The sequence below is a fragment of the Microbacterium sp. MYb62 genome (genome assembly GCF_002979475.1).
In the GTDB taxonomy this organism is placed as follows: Bacteria; Actinomycetota; Actinomycetes; order Actinomycetales; family Microbacteriaceae; genus Microbacterium.
In genome coordinates this window covers 43,086-63,238 of the sequence record NZ_PCOY01000007.1, presented here as the reverse complement: position 1 = coordinate 63,238, position 20,153 = coordinate 43,086, and the positions used below count along the sequence as shown (strand labels likewise).

17 protein-coding genes are annotated in these 20,153 nt (G+C 68.8%); 11 read left to right on the top strand and 6 right to left on the bottom strand.

From position 1 onward, the window contains the following. The 3 genes from CQ042_RS09445 to CQ042_RS09435 are packed head-to-tail and all read left to right on the top strand — an operon-like array spanning position 1 to position 4,319. A complete protein-coding gene (locus CQ042_RS09445; RefSeq protein ID WP_258132183.1) occupies positions 1-1,584 on the top strand; it encodes a S1C family serine protease in 1,584 nt (527 codons plus the stop codon). A gap of 48 nt (positions 1,585-1,632) precedes the next feature. After that, positions 1,633-2,886, top strand: a complete 1,254-nt coding sequence (locus tag CQ042_RS09440) for a CDP-glycerol glycerophosphotransferase family protein (protein WP_105670226.1) — start codon at positions 1,633-1,635, stop codon at positions 2,884-2,886. Beyond that, entirely contained in the window at positions 2,883-4,319 is a 1,437-nt protein-coding gene (locus tag CQ042_RS09435) for a CDP-glycerol glycerophosphotransferase family protein (RefSeq protein ID WP_105670225.1), read from the top strand. Before CQ042_RS09440 ends, CQ042_RS09435 begins: the two co-directional genes overlap by 4 nt. A 25-nt stretch (positions 4,320-4,344) precedes the next feature. Here the strand turns inward: CQ042_RS09435 and CQ042_RS09430 are convergent, their stop codons facing one another. Further along, positions 4,345-5,418 carry a glycosyltransferase family 2 protein gene (locus CQ042_RS09430; RefSeq protein WP_258132181.1) on the bottom strand — a complete coding sequence of 358 codons (1,074 nt, stop codon included), beginning with the start codon at positions 5,416-5,418 and terminating at the stop codon, positions 4,345-4,347. Positions 5,419-5,537: 119 nt separating this feature from the next. Between CQ042_RS09430 and CQ042_RS09425 the strand changes: the two genes are divergently transcribed. The 6 genes from CQ042_RS09425 (at position 5,538) to CQ042_RS09400 (ending at position 11,493) form a co-directional block, all read left to right on the top strand. Then, entirely contained in the window at positions 5,538-6,821 is a 1,284-nt protein-coding gene (locus CQ042_RS09425; RefSeq protein WP_105670224.1) for a CDP-glycerol glycerophosphotransferase family protein, read from the top strand. 2 nt (positions 6,822-6,823) lie between these two features. Next, positions 6,824-7,594, top strand: a complete 771-nt coding sequence (locus tag CQ042_RS09420; RefSeq protein WP_105670223.1) for a biotin--[acetyl-CoA-carboxylase] ligase — start codon at positions 6,824-6,826, stop codon at positions 7,592-7,594. Between the two features lie 86 nt (positions 7,595-7,680). Further along, positions 7,681-8,184 carry a PH domain-containing protein gene (locus CQ042_RS09415; RefSeq protein ID WP_105670222.1) on the top strand — a complete coding sequence of 168 codons (504 nt, stop codon included), beginning with the start codon at positions 7,681-7,683 and terminating at the stop codon, positions 8,182-8,184. Between the two features lie 118 nt (positions 8,185-8,302). Then, complete coding sequence (locus tag CQ042_RS09410) at positions 8,303-9,427, top strand: 5-(carboxyamino)imidazole ribonucleotide synthase (RefSeq protein ID WP_105670221.1); 1,125 nt, start codon at positions 8,303-8,305, stop codon at positions 9,425-9,427. Positions 9,428-9,574: 147 nt separating this feature from the next. Further along, positions 9,575-10,042, top strand: coding sequence for a 5-(carboxyamino)imidazole ribonucleotide mutase (gene purE / locus CQ042_RS09405; RefSeq protein WP_105670322.1), 468 nt, complete (start codon positions 9,575-9,577; stop codon positions 10,040-10,042). Then, the gene (locus tag CQ042_RS09400; RefSeq protein ID WP_105670220.1) at positions 10,039-11,493 is read left to right on the top strand and encodes an LCP family protein; all 1,455 of its coding nucleotides are present in this window, start codon (positions 10,039-10,041) and stop codon (positions 11,491-11,493) included. The genes purE and CQ042_RS09400 overlap by 4 nt, the downstream gene beginning before the upstream one ends. A 188-nt stretch (positions 11,494-11,681) precedes the next feature. On the opposite strand, the gene CQ042_RS09395 is transcribed toward CQ042_RS09400, so the two are convergent. Then, positions 11,682-12,266 (bottom strand): hypothetical protein, encoded by a 585-nt coding sequence (locus CQ042_RS09395; protein WP_105670219.1) that lies wholly within the window; start codon positions 12,264-12,266, stop codon positions 11,682-11,684. 143 nt (positions 12,267-12,409) lie between these two features. Further along, entirely contained in the window at positions 12,410-14,173 is a 1,764-nt protein-coding gene (locus tag CQ042_RS09390; RefSeq protein WP_105670218.1) for a DUF4012 domain-containing protein, read from the bottom strand. Between the two features lie 119 nt (positions 14,174-14,292). Between CQ042_RS09390 and CQ042_RS09385 the strand changes: the two genes are divergently transcribed. Next, positions 14,293-15,366: a glycosyltransferase gene (locus tag CQ042_RS09385; protein ID WP_105670217.1), complete on the top strand. Its 1,074-nt coding sequence runs from the start codon at positions 14,293-14,295 to the stop codon at positions 15,364-15,366. Positions 15,367-15,400: 34 nt separating this feature from the next. On the opposite strand, the gene CQ042_RS09380 is transcribed toward CQ042_RS09385, so the two are convergent. Together CQ042_RS09380 and CQ042_RS09375 are read right to left on the bottom strand one after the other, a co-directional pair. Then, positions 15,401-16,135 (bottom strand): ABC transporter ATP-binding protein, encoded by a 735-nt coding sequence (locus tag CQ042_RS09380; RefSeq protein WP_105670216.1) that lies wholly within the window; start codon positions 16,133-16,135, stop codon positions 15,401-15,403. Then, positions 16,119-16,988: an ABC transporter permease gene (locus tag CQ042_RS09375; RefSeq protein WP_258132180.1), complete on the bottom strand. Its 870-nt coding sequence runs from the start codon at positions 16,986-16,988 to the stop codon at positions 16,119-16,121. Before CQ042_RS09375 ends, CQ042_RS09380 begins: the two co-directional genes overlap by 17 nt. 185 nt (positions 16,989-17,173) lie before the next feature. Here CQ042_RS09375 and CQ042_RS09370 point away from each other — a divergent pair, with 185 nt between their 5' ends. Then, a complete protein-coding gene (locus CQ042_RS09370; RefSeq protein ID WP_105670214.1) occupies positions 17,174-19,099 on the top strand; it encodes a DUF6541 family protein in 1,926 nt (641 codons plus the stop codon). 73 nt (positions 19,100-19,172) lie between these two features. Here the strand turns inward: CQ042_RS09370 and CQ042_RS09365 are convergent, their stop codons facing one another. After that, on the bottom strand, positions 19,173-20,057 hold the full coding sequence (locus CQ042_RS09365; RefSeq protein WP_219844836.1) for a glycosyltransferase: 885 nt from the start codon (positions 20,055-20,057) through the stop codon (positions 19,173-19,175). Positions 20,058-20,153: the final 96 nt, after the last annotated feature.

The following is a 20,153-nucleotide window of genomic DNA, read 5'->3' as shown; positions in this document are numbered from 1 at the left end:
ATGAACGAAGACAACACCCAGGACCAGTCGGTACCCGCGTCGAACGACGCCGTGCCGTCCACCGAGGCTGCAGAGGTCGCCGCTCAGTCGGCGTCGGATGCCGCCGCTGACACGACCGGGTCGGCCCCTGCCGCGCCGGCTCCCTCCGCGCCGGTCGCTGCGCCGGTGCAGGGACATGAGGTGCCGTCGACGTTCACGTCGCAGGCGCCGGCGGCGCCGGTGATCGCGCCCGTGCCCCATGGCTATGCGGCGCCCTCCGCTGCCACCGCACCGGGAGCCGCCTTCGGCATCCCCACCGCGGCGTCCCACACTCAGCCCACCCAGCCGCTCGGCGGCGAAGCGCCGTTCGGTGCGCCGGTGGACGGGACGAAGACCAAGGAGCAGAAGTCCCGCGGCGGCGCGAAGTTCGCGGCGTTCATCGTCGCGGCCGCCCTGGTCGGCGGTGTCGCCGGCTTCGGCGGCGGTGCTCTCCTGAACGGGCTCCAGGACCGTCCCTCCTCGGGGACGGCCGAAGGTCCTCAGACGGTCACCGTGAACAACCCCGGATCGGTCAACGAGACGACCGCGGTCGCGACCGAGGCGCTGCCCTCGGTCGTCACCATCGAGGTCGCCGGCGCCGATCAGGGCGGCAGCGGATCGGGCGTGATCATCAGTGACGACGGCTACGTGCTCACGAACACGCACGTGGTGACGCTCGGTGGCGCCGTCGCCGACCCGACCATTCGCGTGACGACGTCGGACGGGCGGATCTTCGAGGCCACCGTGGTCGGCACCGATCCCATCTACGACCTCGCCGTGATCAAGCTGAAGGACGCCAAGGGGCTCACCCCCATGGAGTTCGCCGACTCGTCGAAGCTCAACGTCGGTGACACCGCGGTCGCGCTCGGCGCTCCGCTGGGGCTGGCGAACTCGGTCACGACCGGCATCGTGAGCGCGCTGAACCGCAGCATCCAGATCGCCTCTTCCGCTCTGCCCGACTCGTCGTCCGAGGACGCGCCCGACCAGGAGGCCCCGGAACAGGGTCAGGGACAGGGGCCGTTCCAGTTCGACATCCCCGGCAGCGGCACCCCGCAGACCTCGGACTCCATCTCGATCGCCGTGATCCAGACGGATGCCGCGATCAACCACGGCAACTCCGGCGGCGCTCTCGTGAACAGCAAGGGCGAGCTGATCGGCATCAACGTGGCGATCGCGAGCTCGGGCAGCTCCGAGGAGTCCGGCTCGATCGGCATCGGGTTCGCCATCCCGTCGAACATCGCGAAGCGCGTCTCCGAGGAGATCATCGCCGACGGCGCGGCCACACACGGCCTGCTGGGTGCGTCCGTTCAGGATGCCTCCAGCGTCCAGGGCGCGACCGTCTCCGGGGCGTACATCGCGAAGGCGACCGAAGGGGGAGCGGCGGCCGCAGGAGGCCTCCAGGAGGGCGACATCGTCACCGAGTTCAACGGGGTGCCGATCACCAGCGCCAGCGACCTCACGGCCCAGGTGCGCGCCGCGGCAGCAGGCAGCGAGGCGAAGGTTACCTACGTCCGCGGCGGTAAGGAGTACGACATCGAGGTGACGCTCGGCGAACTCGCCGGCTGACCCTCACCCTCACAGAGAAGGACGCCACCTGCGCGATAGGCTCGCGGGGTGGCGTCCTTTTCTTTCGGCACCGGCAATGCGGCCAAGCTGCTCCGGATCCCGTTGTATGCCGTCGGACGCATCGGCACCCTTCTCCTCCCGCGTGGTCGGCGCTGGGTGTTCGGCTGCGGCGCGGGAATCGGCGACGGCGCGCTGGCATTGCAGCGATACGCGGCCGCCGCCGGACACGACACGCTGTGGCTCACGGCTTCCGAGCGCGAGGACAGGGATGCCTCCGCCCTCGGGATGCGCTTCGTCCGCAAGAACAGCGCGCGCGGATGGTGGGCGACCGCCCGCGCCGGTGTGCTCGTCGTGACCCATGGCCTGGGGGATGTGAACCGCTACGCGAACGGCGGCGCATTCGTCGTGCAGCTCTGGCACGGCATTCCGTTGAAGCGGATCGGCCTGGACTCGCCCGCGACGACCCAGGTGCCGAGCATCCCCGGCGCCGCCCTGCTGCGCCGCGCCGTCGGTATCCTCTATCGCTCTGCCGCCCAGCGCATCCGGGTGCTTCCCGCGGCTTCGCATCGCGCGAGGGGGCGCCTGGAGTCCGCCTTCGGGCTCGGCGACGATCGTGTGGTCGTCACCGGAGAGCCCCGTGTCGATGTGCTCTCCACCGGGACAGAGGAGGACGTGCGCCGCGCGGCGTCCGCCGTGCTCCAGGGCGCGGTGGGCGACATCGCAGAGAACACGCGCACCATCCTGTACGCGCCGACGTGGCGTGACGGCGCCCCCGACCCGGCGGTTCCGACGGCGGCGGAGTGGATCCGCATCCTCCGCGTCCTCGAGGAGCGCGACGCGATCCTCCTCGTGCGCTCGCACCCTCTGGGAGAAGGGGGATATGCGCCGCCGCTCCCCAGCAGACGCGTGCGTGCGCTCGGCGCTGCGTTTCTCCCCGACGTCACGCCGGCGCTCGCCGCGGTCGACGTGCTCATCACCGACTACTCGTCGCTCGCCTACGACGTCGGCCTGCTCCGGATGCCGGTGCTCTTCCTGGCCCCGGATGCGGAGGAGTACGCACGCACGCGTGGCTTCTATGGCCGATTCGAGGACGTCGCCGGCACCGCTGCGGCTGCCGACTGGTCGGAGGCGCTCACGCAGCTCGACGTGCTGCTCGCCGATGAACGCGCATTCGAGGCGGCGTCCGTGCGTTCCGCTACGCTCAGCGCGGGGGTGCACGCGTATCGGGACGGCCGCAACACCGAGCGCGTCTACCAGGTCATCCGCGCGCGGGGGATTCCCGCGCCGAAGGGAGCAGCATGACAACGGCCCGTATCGATGATGCGGCGGAGGCGCTGATCATCGCAGGGACCGGTCGGCGACCGGAGACGGGTGCGCTGGTCGGCCCCCGTGCGCGCGTCGAGGCCCGCATCACCGGGGGTGGCAAGACGTGGAAGGCCACGTTCGCGCTCCAGGCTTCACGCTGGGGAGGACCGTCGCTGCCGCTTCCGGCAGGCGAGTACGCACTCCGCCTCGACGGCGTCGACCTCGACGAACTCCGCATCGCGCCGGTGGTGCTCGCCGGTGTGCGCGTCGCGGTGGACGGTGGTGACGTGCGGATCGCCGCGCCGATCGACCCGGTGTACGAGACAGCGGAAGGACGCTCGACGCTGGAGGAACGCTACGTCGCCCAGACCGGTGGCAGCGAGAACGCGGTCTTCTTCGAGAGCTTCTACGGTCGAAGCGTCGGCTGCAATCCGCGCGCGATCGATCGGGAACTCGCCGCGCGAGCCCCCGAGGTACGGCGCTACTGGAGTGTCGTCGATCTCTCGGTCGAGGTTCCGGAAGGGGCGATCGCGGTCGTCGAAGGGAGCCCGCAGTGGTGGCACGCACGGGGAGCCGCGCGTCTGCTGGTGGTGAACGATTGGCTCCGTCGCCGATACGCGCGAAAGCCCGGACAGAAGGTGCTGCAGACCTGGCACGGCACGCCGCTGAAGCGGCTCGCGTTGCATCGGCCCGGGTTCGATCCGCGGCGGATGGCCGCCGTCGTGAAGGAATCGCGCCGCTGGGACGTGCTGCTCGCTCAGAACACATACTCGGAGCGCATTCTCCGCAAGGCATACGCCTTCTTCGGCCGCCCGATCTGGGTGGAGGGGTATCCGCGGAACGATGCTCTCCTCACGGGCGACCCCGCCGCCGTCCGTGCGGCGCTGGGCATCGGTCCCGATGAGCGCGTGCTCCTCTACGCCCCGACCTGGCGTGACGACCGCACCGAGATGGTCGACTTCGTCGATGCCGAGCTGCTCGCCCGTCAGGCCAATGCCGTCGTGCTCGTGCGCGGTCACTCGCGCACACTCGAGCAGGGGCGGGATCGCGCAGGAGCGCGGGTCATCGATGTCACGGGCTACCCGGAGACCGCGCGGCTGCTGCTCGCCGCCGATGCGCTGATCACCGACTACTCCTCCGTGATGTTCGACTTCAGCGTCACGGGCAAGCCGATGTACTTCCTGGTGCCGGATCTCGATCACTACCGCGGCCAGTTGCGGGGCTTCTACTTCGATCTCGCCGACCGTGCCCCTGGCCCGCTGCTGCGCACGCAGGAGGAACTCGCCGCCGCGCTGGACGATCCGGCGCACGAGGCCGCGTTCGCGGACCGCTACGCGGCCTGGCGCGCGCAGTTCAACGCACGCGACGACGGTCGTGCCGCGGAGCGCGTGGTGGACCGCATCCTCGATCTGGGATTCGTCACGCGCTGAGAATGCCCCACCCGGGGGTCGTTTCTCAGGGGAGCGGGGTGTTGCGTGTGCCGAGACGCGAGGCGTCGACGGTGTCCCGCGCGCCCCGGAGGACGCCGCCGAGGAATCCGAGGCCCCACGAGAGGTGCATGGTCGGCAGCACGATCAGCGTCCACAGGCGCTGACGCAGACCGCCACCACCGGGAGCCAGGGCGACTCCGAGGACGAGCAGCACGTACAGTGCGAGCGGCAGGTACACGACGACCGAGGCGATGACGGAGACCATGCCGGTGAGCACGCCCGTCAGCTGCAGGATGCCGACCACGAGGGCGAGCGCGACCAGGAGAACGAGCAGAGGCGGAGCGAAGTAGCGGATGCCGTTGCGGCGCCCGAAGCGGCGCACGAGCTCACCGCGCCAGGCACCGGTCGCACGGAACTGGCGTGCCAGGCGCAGCCAGCTCTCCCGAGGCCAGTACGTGACGGACAGGTCGGGATCGAACCAGACCCTGTGACCGGCCTGACGGATGCGGAGGTTGAGCTCCCAGTCCTCTCCGCGCCGGATCGATTCGTCGAACAGGCCGATCTCGTCGAGCACCTCGCGGCGCATCACGCCGAGGTAGGCGGATTCGGCTTCCCCTTCGTGGGTGCCTCCGTGATACGCGCCGCCGCCGAGGCCCACGGGGGAGTTGTAGAGGCGGGCGACAGCTTTCTGGAACGGGGCGCGACCCTCGGCGTGCATGACGCCTCCGACGTTGGCCGACGCGGTGCGTTCCAGCGTCTGCAGGGCACGGGCGGCGTATCCGGGGGAGAGCTCGGAGTGGGCGTCGACGCGGACGATCGTCGCATAGCGGCTGGCGCGGATCGCGGCATTCAATCCGACCGGGATGTGCGCAGCCGGGTTGTCGACCAGGCGGATCCTGTCATCCGCCGCGGCGAGCCGTCGCGCGAGTTCTGTCGTGCCGTCGGTCGACGGTCCCAGCGCGAGGACGAGCTCGGTCGGCACATCGACGTCCTGGGCGAGCACGGACTCGATCGCATGCTCGAGATAGGCGCGTTCGTTGAGCACCGGCATCACGAAGGACACCCCGGGCAGGGGAGCGGTGGATTCGGATGCAGGCACATGATGATCATGGCACGGCGTGATCGCGCGTTCGCTGAGGGGCTCGGGCGGGCCGGTCGCGGCGTGTGCCGTTGGCTCGCAGGCCCGAGGCCGGGGCGTGGAAGAACTACTCTGGAGGGATGGGTGCTCTGTCTGACGCGAAGAAGGCGTACCGTCTGCTGAAGCGGGCGCTCGCATCCCGCACCTCCGTGCAGCGGGTGCGCCGACGGCTCGCCGAGCGCGAGCCGTATCCTGCGGGCCACTTCCAGGTGGCGGTGTACTTCGCCGATGGCGCGGTGAACATGTACCAGATGCGTCAGTGGTATCGCCCGCTCGCCGAACTCGCGAAGCGCTGGCCCGTCGTGGTGCTCTCCCGACAGGCGACCGGCACCGAGAAGCTGCTCGAAGAGGACGCTCCGCCGGTGGCATTCGTGCCGAAGGTCCGCGACCTCGAACGGTTCATCGCGACGCAGGACATCCGCGTCGTGCTGTACGTGAACCAGAACACCCGGAACTTCCAGATGTTCCGCTACGGTCGGCGCTGGCACGTGTTCATCAACCACGGTGAGTCCGACAAGATGTACATGACCACCAACCAGTACAAGGCCTACGACTACGCCTTCGTCGCCGGTCAGGCTGCGCGGGATCGACTCTCGCGCACGCTCTGGGACTACGACGTGGATCGTCGCACGATCGAGATCGGCCGGCCGCAGGCCGACCACTACTCGGGGTCGCTGCCGTACACACCGGATGAGCGCACCGTGGTGCTCTACGCCCCCACCTGGGAGGGCGACCGCCCCAGTGCGCATTACGGATCCATCGCCACCCACGGCGAGGCGCTCGTGGGGCGTCTGCTCGCCACGGGCGCGCACCGGGTGATCTACCGTCCTCATCCCCGCAGCGGTGTGGTCGACGAGGCGTACGGCGCCGCCCATCGTCGGATCATCGCGGCGATCAACGCGGCGAACGCCGCGGACCCGACTGCTCATCACGTCTACGACTCGGGCCCCGAGCTCGGGTGGCAGCTCACCGCGGCGGACGTGGCCGTGGTCGACATCTCGGCGATGGTCTACGACCGGCTCGCGGCGGGCAAGCCGTTGATGATCACCCGGCCATCGGACGAACAGGCGTCGATCGACACCCAGGGGTATCTGTCCGATTGCGAGTGGCTCACCGCGGATGCGGCGAGCGACATCGTCGCCCAGGTCGAGCGGGTGCGAGCCGACGAGGCCGCGATCGCCCGCCTTCGCATGTGGGTGCAGCACTACTTCGGCGACACCACTCAGGGGGTGGCCACCGAGAAGTTCCATGCGGCGGTCGACGGGCTCATGCAGGAGTGGGAGCGGTGGCAGGCCCACGAGGTCGGGACGATCCGCGAAGACGAGGACGACGACGACGAAGAAGTCGACGACGAGGACGCCTGAGCATGGACTTTCCCCGCGCGCAGTCGGTCGCACCCCGCCTGGAGCTGCTCACCCGCACCGGGTCGACGAATGCCGATCTGCGGGTGAAGGCGGAGGCCGTCGAGGAGTGGCCGCACCTCTCGACCCTCGTCACGCGCGACCAGACCGCGGGCCGCGGGCGGCTCGACCGCACCTGGGTGGCGCCGGAGGGGACGGCCCTCGCCATCTCGGTGCTGCTGCGCGCACTCCCGGACGATGCGGCGGCTCGATGCTGGATCCCGCTCGCGGCCGGGGTCGCGATGTCCGAGGCGGTGGCCGCCCAGCTTCCGGGCCACGACGTCGCGGTGAAATGGCCCAACGACGTGCTGGTCGACGGGGGCAAGATCTGCGGCATCCTCGCCGAGGCGACCTCGGGCGCCGTGGTGGTCGGCGCAGGAGTGAACACCGCCATGGCGAGCGATCAGCTCCCCGTGCCGACGGCGACGTCGTTCGCCGTGCTCGGCGGCGAGGTCGATGAGGATCTGCTGTTGGCGAGCTATCTCGAGGCGCTCGACGGGCATCTGTCGGCTCTCATCGCCGCGGGGGACGCCGTCGCGAGCGGTCTTCACCACGCGGTGACGGCGTCGTGTGCGACGCTCGGGCAGACCGTACGGGTGTCGATGCCCGGCGATCTCGTCCTGGAGGGCAGCGCGACGGCGATCGATGCCGACGGTCGCCTTCTCGTCGTCGCGGAGGGCGTGGAGCACGCCGTCTCGGCGGGTGACGTCGTGCATGTGCGTCCTGCCGGAACCTGACACGCCGCCGCACAGACGGGAATGTCGCAGATCACAGGCACAATGGTGGGGTGACCCAGCCTGTGACGCTCGGTGGCCGGCCTCTGATGCCGCCGCCCGGCATGCCGACGGAGGAGCTGCTGATCGCGCGCTTCCGAGGTCACGCGCGCCGACTGTTCTGGTCGGCTCTGGTGCTCATCGCGACCTTCGGCGCCACCGCATATTTCTACGGGAACCTTCCGGCGGGCTTCGAGAACTGGATGCTCCTCACCGCCGCGGGGGTGGTGGTCATCCTCGCCGTCGTCGTGCCTTTCGTCATCTGGTACTCCCGGTCCACGACCGTGACGACGAGGCGCGTCATCGCCCGTCACGGCATCGGGGCACGTCAGCGCCGTGAGATGTCTCATGCTCGGGGATACACGATCGCGGTTCGTCGCGGGCCGTTGCAGCGGATGTGGGGGGCCGGGAACATCACTCTCTCGAACGGCGTCGACGCTCCGCTGCGGCTGCCGAACGTTCCCAACGTGACCCTCGTGCACGAGACGCTGGCGGATCAGATCGAGGTCGGGCAGATTCTCGCCCACCGCGACGCCCAGGCGAGCGGCGACTGACCCTCGGCGGAGCTCGCCGAGCCATCCACCGGCACGTCGCGCACACCCGAGGTCCGGAACGTGTCGTGCGCGCCCTGGCCGGTGCGGGAGAATGGGGACAGACGAATGGAGGCAGCATATGGCGCTGCGTGTGGGCGTGATCGGTGGAGGACAGCTGGCCCGGATGATGATCGCTCCGGCGGTCGAGCTCGGACTCGAACTGCGTGTGCTCGCGGAAGGCGAGGGCATGTCCGCCGCGCTGGCAGCCACGGCGGTCGGCGACTATCGCGATCTCGAGACGGTGCGCGCCTTCGCGGCGGACGTCGATGTCGTGACCTTCGACCATGAGCATGTGCCGCAGGACGTGCTTCGTGCTCTCGTGGACGATGGAGTCGTCGTGCACCCCGGCCCGGATGCGCTCCAGTTCGCGCAGGACAAGCTCGTGATGCGGGCTCGCCTGGCCGCGCTCGGCGTGCCGCAGCCGGACTGGGCTTCCGTGCGAACGACCGCCGAGCTGCAGGAGTTCCTCGACGCTCATGCCGGTGCCGCGGTCGTGAAGACGCCGCGCGGAGGCTACGACGGCAAGGGTGTGCGCGTCGTCCGCGCGGCGGAGGAGGCGCAGGACTGGTTCGATGCGCTCGCCGACGGGGACGCCCTGCTGGTCGAAGAGCTCGTGCCGTTCGTCCGTGAGCTCGCGCAGCAGGTCGCACGTCGTCCGAGCGGGCAGATCGTCGCGTATCCGGTCGTGGAGACTGTCCAGCGCGACGGCGTATGCGCCGAGGTCATCGCTCCTGCACCTGCTGCCGCCGAACGGCTCGTGGAGGTCGCGGAGCAGATCGGACGCACGATCGCCGAAGGGCTCGGGGTCACCGGGATGCTCGCCGTCGAGCTGTTCGAGACCGACGATGAGCGCATCCTCGTGAACGAGCTGGCGATGCGTCCGCACAACAGTGGACACTGGAGTCAGGACGGCGCCGTCACCGGCCAGTTCGAGCAGCACCTGCGGGCCGTCGCCGATCTTCCGCTCGGCAGCACGGCTCCTCGAGCCGCCTGGTCCGTGATGGTGAACATCCTCGGGGGGCCGGCCGAGGGCACGCTCGACGAGCGTTTCGGCGCGGCGATGACGGAGCACCCGCAGGCGAAGATCCACACCTACGGGAAGTCCCCGAGGCCCGGGCGCAAGGTCGGCCATGTGAATGTAGCCGACGATGATCTCGACGAAGCGGTGTACGTCGCGCGAGCTGCTGCCGCACACTTCCAGTGAGCCTCCGGGCCCGCCGGTGCCCGCGCGGGGACACAGATGCGCCACAAAAGGGGCGTGCCGTTCGGGGTTTCTCCCAGCGGCAGACCGTAGCCTGATCTGGTGACCGAGCCACTGCACTCCTCCGCCGATCCTCTGGTCGGCGTCGTCATGGGATCCGACTCCGACTGGCGTGTGATGAGCGACGCCTCTCAGGCGCTCACGGACTTCGGCATTCCGCATGAGGTCGAGGTGGTCTCGGCGCACCGGACGCCGGACAAGCTCATGTCCTACGCGCGCGAAGCGCGGTCGCGCGGCATCCGCGTGATCATCGCCGGCGCCGGGGGAGCAGCCCATCTTCCCGGCATGCTCGCTTCGATGACCCCTCTTCCCGTGGTCGGTGTCCCGGTCCCGCTCGCCTATCTCGACGGGATGGACTCGCTCCTCTCGATCGTGCAGATGCCCGCCGGCATCCCGGTCGCGACCGTGTCGATCGGCGGTGCCCGCAACGCCGGGCTTCTGGCCGCACGCATCCTCGGTATCGCCGACGCCGACCTCGCCGATCGGGTCGAGGAGTACGCGCGGGATCTCGAGGCGCAGGTCGAGGAGAAGAACGAACGGCTGAAGGGTTCGCTGTGACCCTTGCGCCTCCGCGCGCAACACGGCGCCCGCTCATCGAGACCCGGCCCCTGCGGCATCCGGACGTCGCCGACCCGGGGATGATGGCCAAGCGCGGCTGGTGGCTCATCGGGATGAACGTCCTCCTCCCCGGATCGGCTCAGGCGCTCGCGGGCAGTCGGCGTCTCGGCCGCTTCGGTCTCGGTGCGACGCTGCTCGCCTGGTTCCTCGTGATCGTGACCCTGGGTCTCGCGCTGTTCGCGCGCCCGGTCCTGCTGTGGTTCACGGTCACCGGTGGCTTCTTCTCGGCAGCGGTCCTTACCCTCGTCCAAGTGCTCCTCATCGGGTACATCGTGCTGTGGATCGTGCTGACCTTCGACACGCTGCGTCTGGTGCGGCTGGTGAAGGTGCCAGGAGCATCTCGGCTCGCCATTCCGGTCGTGGCACTGGTGCTGCTGGGGCTCGTGGGCAGCGGCACCGGATACGCGGCGACCTCCGTGGGGTCGGTGCGCAACACGGTCGGTGCGATCTTCGGGCAGAGCGGACCCAGCGTGGAGCCGAGCGACGGCTACTACAACATCCTCCTCCTCGGCGCGGACAGCGGCGACGGACGCGACTCCATGCGGTTCGACAGCATCTCGGTGGTCTCGGTCAACGCCGACACCGGAGCCGTGACGATCACCGGCATCCCGCGCGAGCTCCCGAACGCACCGTTCAGCGACGGCAGTCCGATGCAGGAGCTCTATCCGAACGGATTCGAGGGGCACAGCTCGTCGAGCTGCGGGTGGAACGGCTGGATGAACCACGTGCGCAACGCCGCTGAGGTCTGCCGGGAGGACGGCGGCGCTGCGCTCTATCCCGACGCGGTCGCCCAGGGTTCCGATCCCGGCATCGAGGCGACGAAGGATGCCGCGGAGGGCGTTCTCGGTATCGAGATCCCGTACTACGTCTTCGTCGACATGCATGGTTTCGCAGAGCTCGTGGACGCTCTGGGCGGTGTGGACATCAACGTGACCGAGCGGCTGCCGAAGGGCGGACCGCCGGAGGGCTGGACCGGCAGCGACGTGAACGAGTGGGCGATCGGCTGGATCGAGCCCGGCCAGCAGCGCATGGACGGCGATACCGCCCAGTGGTATGCCCGCTCGCGCTACACCACCAGTGACTGGGATCGCATGAAGCGTCAGCGTGAGCTGCAGGAGGCGATCCTCGGACAGTTCGACCCGCAGACGGTGCTCACCCGGTTCAACGAGGTTCTGGCGGCCGGAACGGCTCTGATCAGCACCGATCTGCCCTCGGACAAGCTGCCCGAGTTCTTCGACCTGATGCTCAAGGCGAAGGAGCAGCAGGTGACGACGATCGAGCTCACGCCGGATTCCGGTGTGGATGAGCACCAGCCGGACTACGCCCACATCCGCGACATGATCCAGCAGTCACTGCATCCGCCGACGGAGACGCCGACGCCCGCACCGTGAGCGCTGCCCGGCTTCCGGGACCGCGTGAGTGCACACCACGCGGACACGCCAAAGCCCACGGCTGTCTCCCCGAGGGACGGGACAGCCGTGGGCTTCCGGTGTGTTCACCGGATGCACCAGACGACGGTGATCGGAGGGGGAGGGATCACCGTCGTCCAGTCGACCACCGCACGAGGCGGCAGCCGGACCTAGGCGCGCTTGCGGCGGGATGCTCCGACCGCGACGAGGGCACCGCCGGCGACGAGCGCCGCGGCTCCGCCGCCGAGGATCCAGGGCGAGACGCTTCCGCCGGTGAGCGCCAGCTCGAAGCCACCACCTGTGAGTGGCAACTCAGTACCGGCTGCTGCGACCCCAGGATCGTGGTCGCAGCTCGCGGCCGCGTCGTGGCCGTGTGACACCGTGATCGTCGCGGTGTATGAGCGCGAGCCGTTGAAGGCGACGGCGTAGGAGCCCTCACCGTCGGACGGCGGGCGGAACGTCAGCGTCAGGCTGCCGTCGCCGGCGGCGGTGTTCCCCGAGACGGCTGCCTTCCCGGCGTTGAGGCCGGACACCGAGACGTTGACGTTCTCGGACGGAAGGAAGTAGCCCGGCCCGAAGACGATGGTCGAGACTTCGCAGATGTCGATGATCGGGTCGCCGACCTTGGCGCCCGGAGGCGACGGGTAGGAATCGGAGGACGCGGCCGGAACGGTCGGCGCCGCCGTTGCGACGGCGGGCGCGACGAGTACGAGCGCGCCAGCGGTGAGGCTGATGGCAGCCAGTTTCTTCAGCATGATTTCTCCCCAGAATTTCACGCGGAATCGCCTTCGGACACACCCCTGCGTCCGACTGCGTGATGTCTTCCTGCCCCCACGGCAGAATTGCAGACACCAGATATTCCCCAGTGAGTCGACAGTACCTTATCGGCAGGGGAAAGTCACGATGCGCAGCGAAGAGGTTCCCGTGTCGTATCCGGGGTGTCGATCATCGGGGTGTGCAGCACTTCGGTCAGGCGCTCTCCTGCGCCGCTTCCCTGGAACTCGATCGTGATGGTGGTCGACTCTCCTGGAGCGAGGGACACCTCGTGCTGCACGACGGAGCGATCATCGAGCATGGCCGTCTGCACGCCCTCCTCGGCGCCGTCCCTGTCGATGTGGGAGGGCGTCGCGCCCCCCGGGCCGTAGATCGCGATCAGGGTGCGCACCGTGCCGGGAGGCACCCCGTACGCGCCGTTGCCGGTGACATAGGCGGGCAGGGACGTCGCGGCGTCGGCGGGCGCGGTGTTCGTCCACGTCACGCGCACCTGCGTGGTCGGGGTTCCCTGGCACGACCCGACGGACGTCGTGATCGACGCCCTCGTGTAGTAGTCCATCTTGCCGCCGGTGCTGTCGTTCATCAGCACCCCCACGAAAGTGGCGTCAGGGCTGTCCTTCGGAATCGCGCCGCCGAGCGCGGAAGAGGCCAGCAGCGCCTCCTCGTCCGGGTGCGCGCTCCAGACGCGGATCCGTCCCTCGCCGGCGGCATCGGCCAGAGCGCCGATCAGAGCCTGAGGGTCCGCACCGGAGAGCGCGGCTCCGAACAGCGCGCCTGCGGCCTGGGCGAAGATCTCGTCCTGCACGGCAGGATCGGGAACCGCGGCGTAGATCTGCGAGAGAAGGATGTCTGTCACGTTCTCGGACGTCGCGGTGAAGGGCCCGAACGCGATGTCGCCCGTGGCGGCCATGAGGTGCCTGGCCACGACAGCATCCACGGCGATCACCCCGTCGACGGTGTCGCCGAAGCGTCCCTGCCAGCGGGCGGCGATGGTCGCGCCGGCCTCGGTGAAGTCCGGGATGCTGGTGATGTTCTGCAGATAGCGGCCAGGACGGTCCTCGAACAGCGCGAGTGTGGATTCGCTCAGCGGCAGGGCCGTGTCGAGGGGCGGGAACTGCGTCGTCGATGCCTGGGACTGCAGGGTGATCGTGCCGTTCTCGGCATGCAGCAGAGCGATCGATCCGATGATGCCCCCGGATGAGCGCAACTCGGCGTTGTTCTGCATCGCGAGCACGTAGTTCCGCGGACCCTCGCCGCCGAGCATCGTCGGGAGCAGCACGGCGGCGCCATGGAGGGAGCCGACGACGGTCGCCGCCTCGGTGACCGCTGAGTTCATCTCGCCGATGGCCTCGGCGAGCGGAGGCAGGGTGGCGCCGGCATCGATGCGCTTCACCCGCAGCTGCGCATCGGCGAGAGCGGTGTCAGCGGTGCCGAGCGGTTCGGCGATCGCGGCGAACGGCGCGAGATCGATGGTTCCCCCGCTGAAGCCGAGACTTGCCGGATCGAAGTCCCCGGCGACCTCGAGGAGCGGGGTGAGTGCTTCGGCCGAGACGTCGTCGGCGATCTCGGCGATCTCACCCACCGCATGGAAGTTCGGTCCCAGCCACGGGACAGCGCTGAACGCCTGCCACACGGGGTCGGACGTGAGATCGTGCGCGGATGCCGCGTTGCGGGCGATGCTCGCGGCGATCGGCTTCGCACCGTCGATGTCGCCGGCCGCGATCGCCCCTTTCAGCTGACTCGCGCCCTTCGCGACCTGCTGGAGATCGTTCACCGCGCCGATGCCCCGGATCGTGACCCATCCGACAGCGATGAGCAGCAGGGACACCAGAATGCCGACGGTCCACCCGATCCATCGGCGCCGGACGGGAAGTCGACCATCGCTCATTCGAGCATTCAAGCATGAACCGCTGGGGCGATGCCCGGAAACTGTGCGAACGCTGACATTCGCGCGGCACGGGCCGCGTGCTCCCCGGGGCGATGGCACCGCGACGTTAGCCTGAACCCATGAGTGCTCGGCTGCGTGTTGTCCTGGATCAGCTGGTGCATGTCGTCGACGCCGATCAGGCGGATGCCTCGCTGGGGCTCCTCGCAGGACTCGTCGCCACGGCTCCCTCCGGCTGCACCGTGGACGCGATCGTCCCGGCGGGCGCGGAGGTGCCGGTGGCCGGAGTGGGAGACGTGCGCAAGCTCGGACTCGGACGCCGCGAGCTCGCGGGATCCTGGCAGCTGGGGATCGCACCCGGTGTCGGTGGGGGACTCATCCACTCGCCCACATTGATGGCGCCACTCGTGCGGCATGACCGCGTGCACGACAACGACCAGACCACCGTGACGGTGTGGGATCTGCGGGCGTGGGAAGCCCCCGATCAGCTGCCGAAGGGCGTCGCCGCCTGGCAGCGGGGCATGCTGCGTCGTGCGGTGCGGCATGCCGATGCCGTGGTCGTGCCCTCGCATGCGGTCGCGGCGCGACTGTCCGAACTCGCCAAGCTCGGCGATCGCATCAGGGTGATCGCCGGGGCTCCGCCGCGGGGATTCGCCGTGCCGGCCGATGCGGCTGCGCGCCGCGACGCCCTGTCCCTGCCCGCGGACTACGTGGTGCTCAGCGGATCGTCGACGTCGCTCCAGGAGGGGTTCCGCGCCGCGGTCGCCGCCGGCATGGATGCCGTGGTGCTCGACGCGCGGGAGGGGACGGAACCTCGCCTCGCGGAGGCCGCTTCGGCCGCGGGACTGCCCGAGCGCCGAGCACACGTGCGTGGCATCCTGTCCGCCGAAGATCGCGGAGCCGTCCTGGCGGGGGCATCCGTCTTCGTCGCGACGGATGCCGTGGCCGGATGGCCCTGGAGGGCGGTCGAAGCGATGACGGTCGGGGTGCCGGTGGTCGCCGTCGACAGCAGCGCGCACCACGACGTCCTCGCGGACGGCGGAAGGCTGGTGACGGAGGACGGCATCGCCGACGCGGTCGCCGATGCCGCCACCAGCGCGGGAGACCGGCTGCGGGTCCTCGCCTCGGACCGAGCCAGGGCTTTCTCCTGGGACAGTTCCGCCGAGCGCGTCTGGAGCCTGCACGCCGATCTCTGATCCGAGACCGCTCCGATCCGGATGGGCTCCCGACCTAGGAGCGCATCATCTCCACGGCGCTCTTGCTGTCGCCGTCGAAGCGCACCTTCCCGCCCTGGATGACGATGCCCCGCTCGCAGAGGTCGGAGACCATGTTCAGGTCGTGGCTCACCACGACGAGGGTCTTCCCCTGGGAGTGCAGCTCGCGCACGCGCTGGATGCACTTGCGCTGGAACGGCTCATCGCCGACGGAGAGGATCTCGTCGATCAGGAGGATGTCGACGCGCGTGTGGATCGCGACGGAGAACGCGAGACGGAGGAACATGCCCGAGGAGTAGTGCTTGACCTCGGTGTCGATGAACTTCTCGATCTCGCTGAACTCGACGATGGCGTCGAACTGGTCCTGGGTCTCCTTCTTCGACATGCCGAGGATCGCCGCGTTGAGATACACGTTCTCGCGCCCGGAGAGGTCCGGATGGAAGCCGGCACCGACCTCGATGAGACCGGCGACGCGACCGCGAGTGCGCACGCTGCCCTCGTCAGGGCGGAGGACCCCCGAGATGAGCTTGAGCATGGTCGACTTGCCCGAGCCGTTGAAGCCCATGAGCGCGACGGCCTCGCCCTCGCCGATGGAGAAGGAGACGCCGTCGAGGGCCTGGAACTCCGAGGTCAGAGGCTTGCGTCGCATCGCCGCGACGAAGGTCTCCTTGATGGAGTGCGTGTGACGGAGCTTGAAGTGCTTGTGCACGTCCTCGACGAGGATCCGGGGCACATCAGAGGTCCTGGGCAAAACGACCCTCCAGACGGCGGAAGATGATCTCGCCGATGATCACGAAAACGATGGAGACAGCGAGCGCGATGAGCGCGTGCAGCCACAGGGAGGGCAGCGGCTCGGCGTTCGCAGGATCGAGCGCGTGCCAGATGCCGTAGTGGAACAGTTCGACCGCACCGGTGATGGGGTTCAGGGCGTAGAGCTGGAAGAGCCAGTCCGGGACCTTGCTCGCCACCATCTGCCACTGGTACATCACGGGGGAGGCCCAGACCGACACCATGACGATGATCTCCACGAAGCTCTGCGCGTCGCGGAAGGTGACGTTGATGGCGCCGAAGAGCAGACCCAGTCCGGTGGCGAGCAGCGCGATGATCACGAGCCCGAGCAGGAGGGCTCCGATGCCCAGGACGGTCGGCGTCCACCCGTAGAACAGCGCGATGACGATGACGACGATGATCTGCGGCACCGTGTTGATCGCGGCGACCATGGTGCTCGCGATCGGGAACATCTGACGCGGGAAGTAGATCTTCTTGATGAGCGCGGCGTTGTCGACCAGCGAACGGGTGGCGTTCGAGAACGACTCGTTGAAGAAGGTGACGGCGGTGATGCCGGACAGCAGATACAGCGGGTAGTACTCGATGCTGTCGTTGAGGTTGAGGAAGACCCCGAGAGCGAAGAAGAAGACCAGGAACTGGATCAGCGGCTTGACGTACGACCAGAGCCATCCGAGGACGGATCCTCGGTACCGGATACCCACTTCTTTGCGGATGATCAGGCTGAGCAGATACTTGCGACGGAATACGTCGAAGAGCCCGTTGTTCGCTCCCGGCTGCGTCAGCTTCTGGTCCGTCGGCACAGAAATCTCGGACACGGCGTTCTCATCACCTCCGTTGAGCGTTCTGATTCGGGCGAACGCCTCACCAATCATAGGTTGTCGGTGGGGGTCTCCATCTCACGCTCCGCGGTTGCGGAGTGTCGGCTTCCGCCCAGGTCATTCTCGCTAAGATCGACGCCGGCGGTCGAGTTCCGGACGTCGGGGAGAGAGGCACGGCGCGCATGGCATGGATTGATCTCGGGATCGGCGTGCTCGCCGTCGTCGGCGTCGTCCTGATCCCGGGCCTCCTGGCGTCGTTCGTCCTCGGTTTCCGTGGACTCGCGGCCGTGGCACTGGCCATCCCCGCCGGCACCACGATCATCGTGCTCGCCTCGCTCGCGGCGCCGATGCTCGGCATACCGTGGGGGGTGTTGCCGGTCGGAATGGTCGCGCTCGCGATCCTCGTCCTCCTCGCGGCGCTGCGGGTCACCCTGCTGCGCTCCCGCGCGGCGCGTCCGATTCTGCCGGCGATGCCGCGAGCGGCCGTGCTGGCACTCTTCGGCGCGGTGCTGATCGCCCTCGTGCAGCTGATGTTCGTCATCGGCGCGCCCGACAACTTCTCGCAGACCTTCGACAACATCTTCCACCTCAACGCGATCCGGTATGCGCTCGACACCGGCTCCGTCTCGCCGTTGACGGTCGGGGCGATGACGACTGCTCCCAGCGGCAATCTTCCGTTCTATCCCACCGGTTGGCACGCGGTCGCGACCCTCGCGGTGCAGTTGACCGGTGTGAGCATCCCGGTGGCATCGAACGCCGTGATGATCTTCTTCGCCGCATTCGCGTGGCCGGTATCGATCCTGCTGGTCACGAGGTCGCTGTTCGGTGCGTCGACCCCGGTGCTGCTGACGGCTGCTGCGGTCAGCGTTGCCTTGCCCGCCTTCCCTCTGCTGCTCGTCGAGTACGGGGTGCTCTTCCCCTACATGATGGCCCTGAGCATGATCGGGGTGCCTCTTGCCTTCATCATCGAGGCCTCGGGGAAGACCGGCTGGATGCAGCGATGGGCGTATCTGATCGCCGCGCTGGGGGCCGTGCCCGCGGTCGCCGTCGCCCACCCCGGTGGCTTGGTCGCCCTGCTGCTGTTCGTCGCACTCGTGCTCGTGATCCGTTGGCTGCACCTGTTGCGCTCGGGCGCTCCTCGCCGCTCCAAGGTCCTCGCCACGGCGTGGATCCTGGTGCTCGGAGTCGTCGTCGCGGGATCCTGGTACGTGCTGCGGCCCTCGGCGGACGCACGGACATGGGGGACGACCGAGACCGTCGGGCAGGCCATCGGCGAGGTGCTGACCGTCTCGGTATGGGCAGCGCCCATCAATCTCGTGGTCGCGGTGCTCGTCGGCGTCGGCGTCGTCGTCGCCGTGCGTCGTCGCTCCGCGAACGATGAGATCGCGGTGGCCTTCCTCATCGCCACGGCGGTGCTGTACATCGTCGTCTCCGCTCTGCCCTACTGGACCCCGCGCGACATTTTGACCGGGGTCTGGTACAACAATGCTCCGCGTCTGGCCGCGCTGCTCCCCATCGCCTGGGTGCCGCTCGCGGCGATCGGCGGTGAGCGCCTGTGGTCGGCGTTGTGCGCGCGGACGGCGCACTTGTCCGGTCGTCACGCCCGCGGCATCGTCGCGACGCTCGCGGTTCTCGTCCTCGTGCTCGTGCCGCAGGCGGCCACCATGCGGCAGGCGGTCGCAAGCGCGCACGGAGCCTTCGCGGTGACCGACGACTCGCGCCTGGTGACGGCGGACGAGCTCGCGCTCCTGGAGCGTCTCGACGAGCACGTGCCGGAGGGTGCCGTGATCCTCGGGAGCCCGTGGACGGGGACGGCGCTCGCCTATGCGCTCGCCGACCGGAGGGTGGTCATGCCTCACACGCTCATGGACGTCACCGAGGACATGTCTCTGCTACTCGAGCGGTTGGACACTGCCCGGGCAAGCGGCGCGATCTGCGGCGCCCTCGACCGGCTCGGGGCGAAGTACGTCCTCGACTTCGGCGAGCAGGAGATCAACGACGGCGTGCACGCGTACAAGGGCCTCGACCGGCTGGAGTCATCGGCCGCGGTCGAGGAGATCGACGCGGTGGGCGACGCGGTGCTCTACGAGATCGTGCTCTGCGGCTGAGTGTCGCGCTTCGCGGCTGCGAACTACGCAGGATCGAGAGGGTGGCGCCGGCGGGACCAGCCCCGCCCTGCACTCAGCGCCAGATGTGCCTCATAAGCGCCTTGACCGAGCCCCCTGGGGTCCGGGCGGCTTTGAGCAGGAGTGAGGCGGCGTTGAGTCGGGAGGTCAGGTGGCGGCGGGCGAAGCGCGCAGCGCGCGGCCAGCCCAACGCGTCGAAGCTCTCCGCCTCCGCGAGGAAGAACGAACGCTCCTCGTCGAAGCGGCGGCCGTCGAGGGCGCGCACCGACGAGTCGGACTGGGAGTGCCGACGGTAGTCGAAGACGACGTCTGTGAGCAGCGCCATCTTGCCGCCCTGCTTCACGATGTCGAGGATCAGAGCCAGGTCCTGGACGACGTCGAGCCCCTTGCGGAAGCCGATGCGACGGACCACTTCGGTGCGCCAGGCGATGGAGGGGAAGTAGGCCCAGTCGCCGCGCATCAGGCTGGCGGCCAGATCCTCTCCGCCGATCGCCTCGCCGCTTCCGTCGACCTTGGGAGTGATCATCTTCTTCACGCGGTCCACGAGGGGCAGCACGCGCGAGCCGTTCTCGTCGATGACCTCGACTCCGGGCTGGATGAGGTCCACGTCGTAGCGCTGTGCGGCGTCGGTGACCGCGGCGAGGTAGCCCGGACGCATCACGTCGTCGGCGCCCATCATCACGAACCAGTCGGCCTCGACGAGCTCGACTGCCTTGCGATAGTTGCCGTTTGCGCCGAGGTTGCTCTCGTTGCGCAGGTAGGTGACGCGAGGGTCGCGCATCTCGCCGAACCATCGAGCGGGCTCTGGGTCGGGGTAGCCGTCGTCGATGACCACCAGACGGACGTCCGTGTAGGACTGATCGAGCACGCTTCGGACCGCGAGTTTCATCAGCGTGACGTCGCCGTAGTACGGGAGCATGACGTCGATGGCAGCGGTCATTAGGTCTCCTCCTTGGGCGCGCAGGCGCGCTTCGACGCGTAGGCACGCGAACAGCTAGTCTAGTCGTACTTCCTCCGTGACCTTGTTGGACAGGAA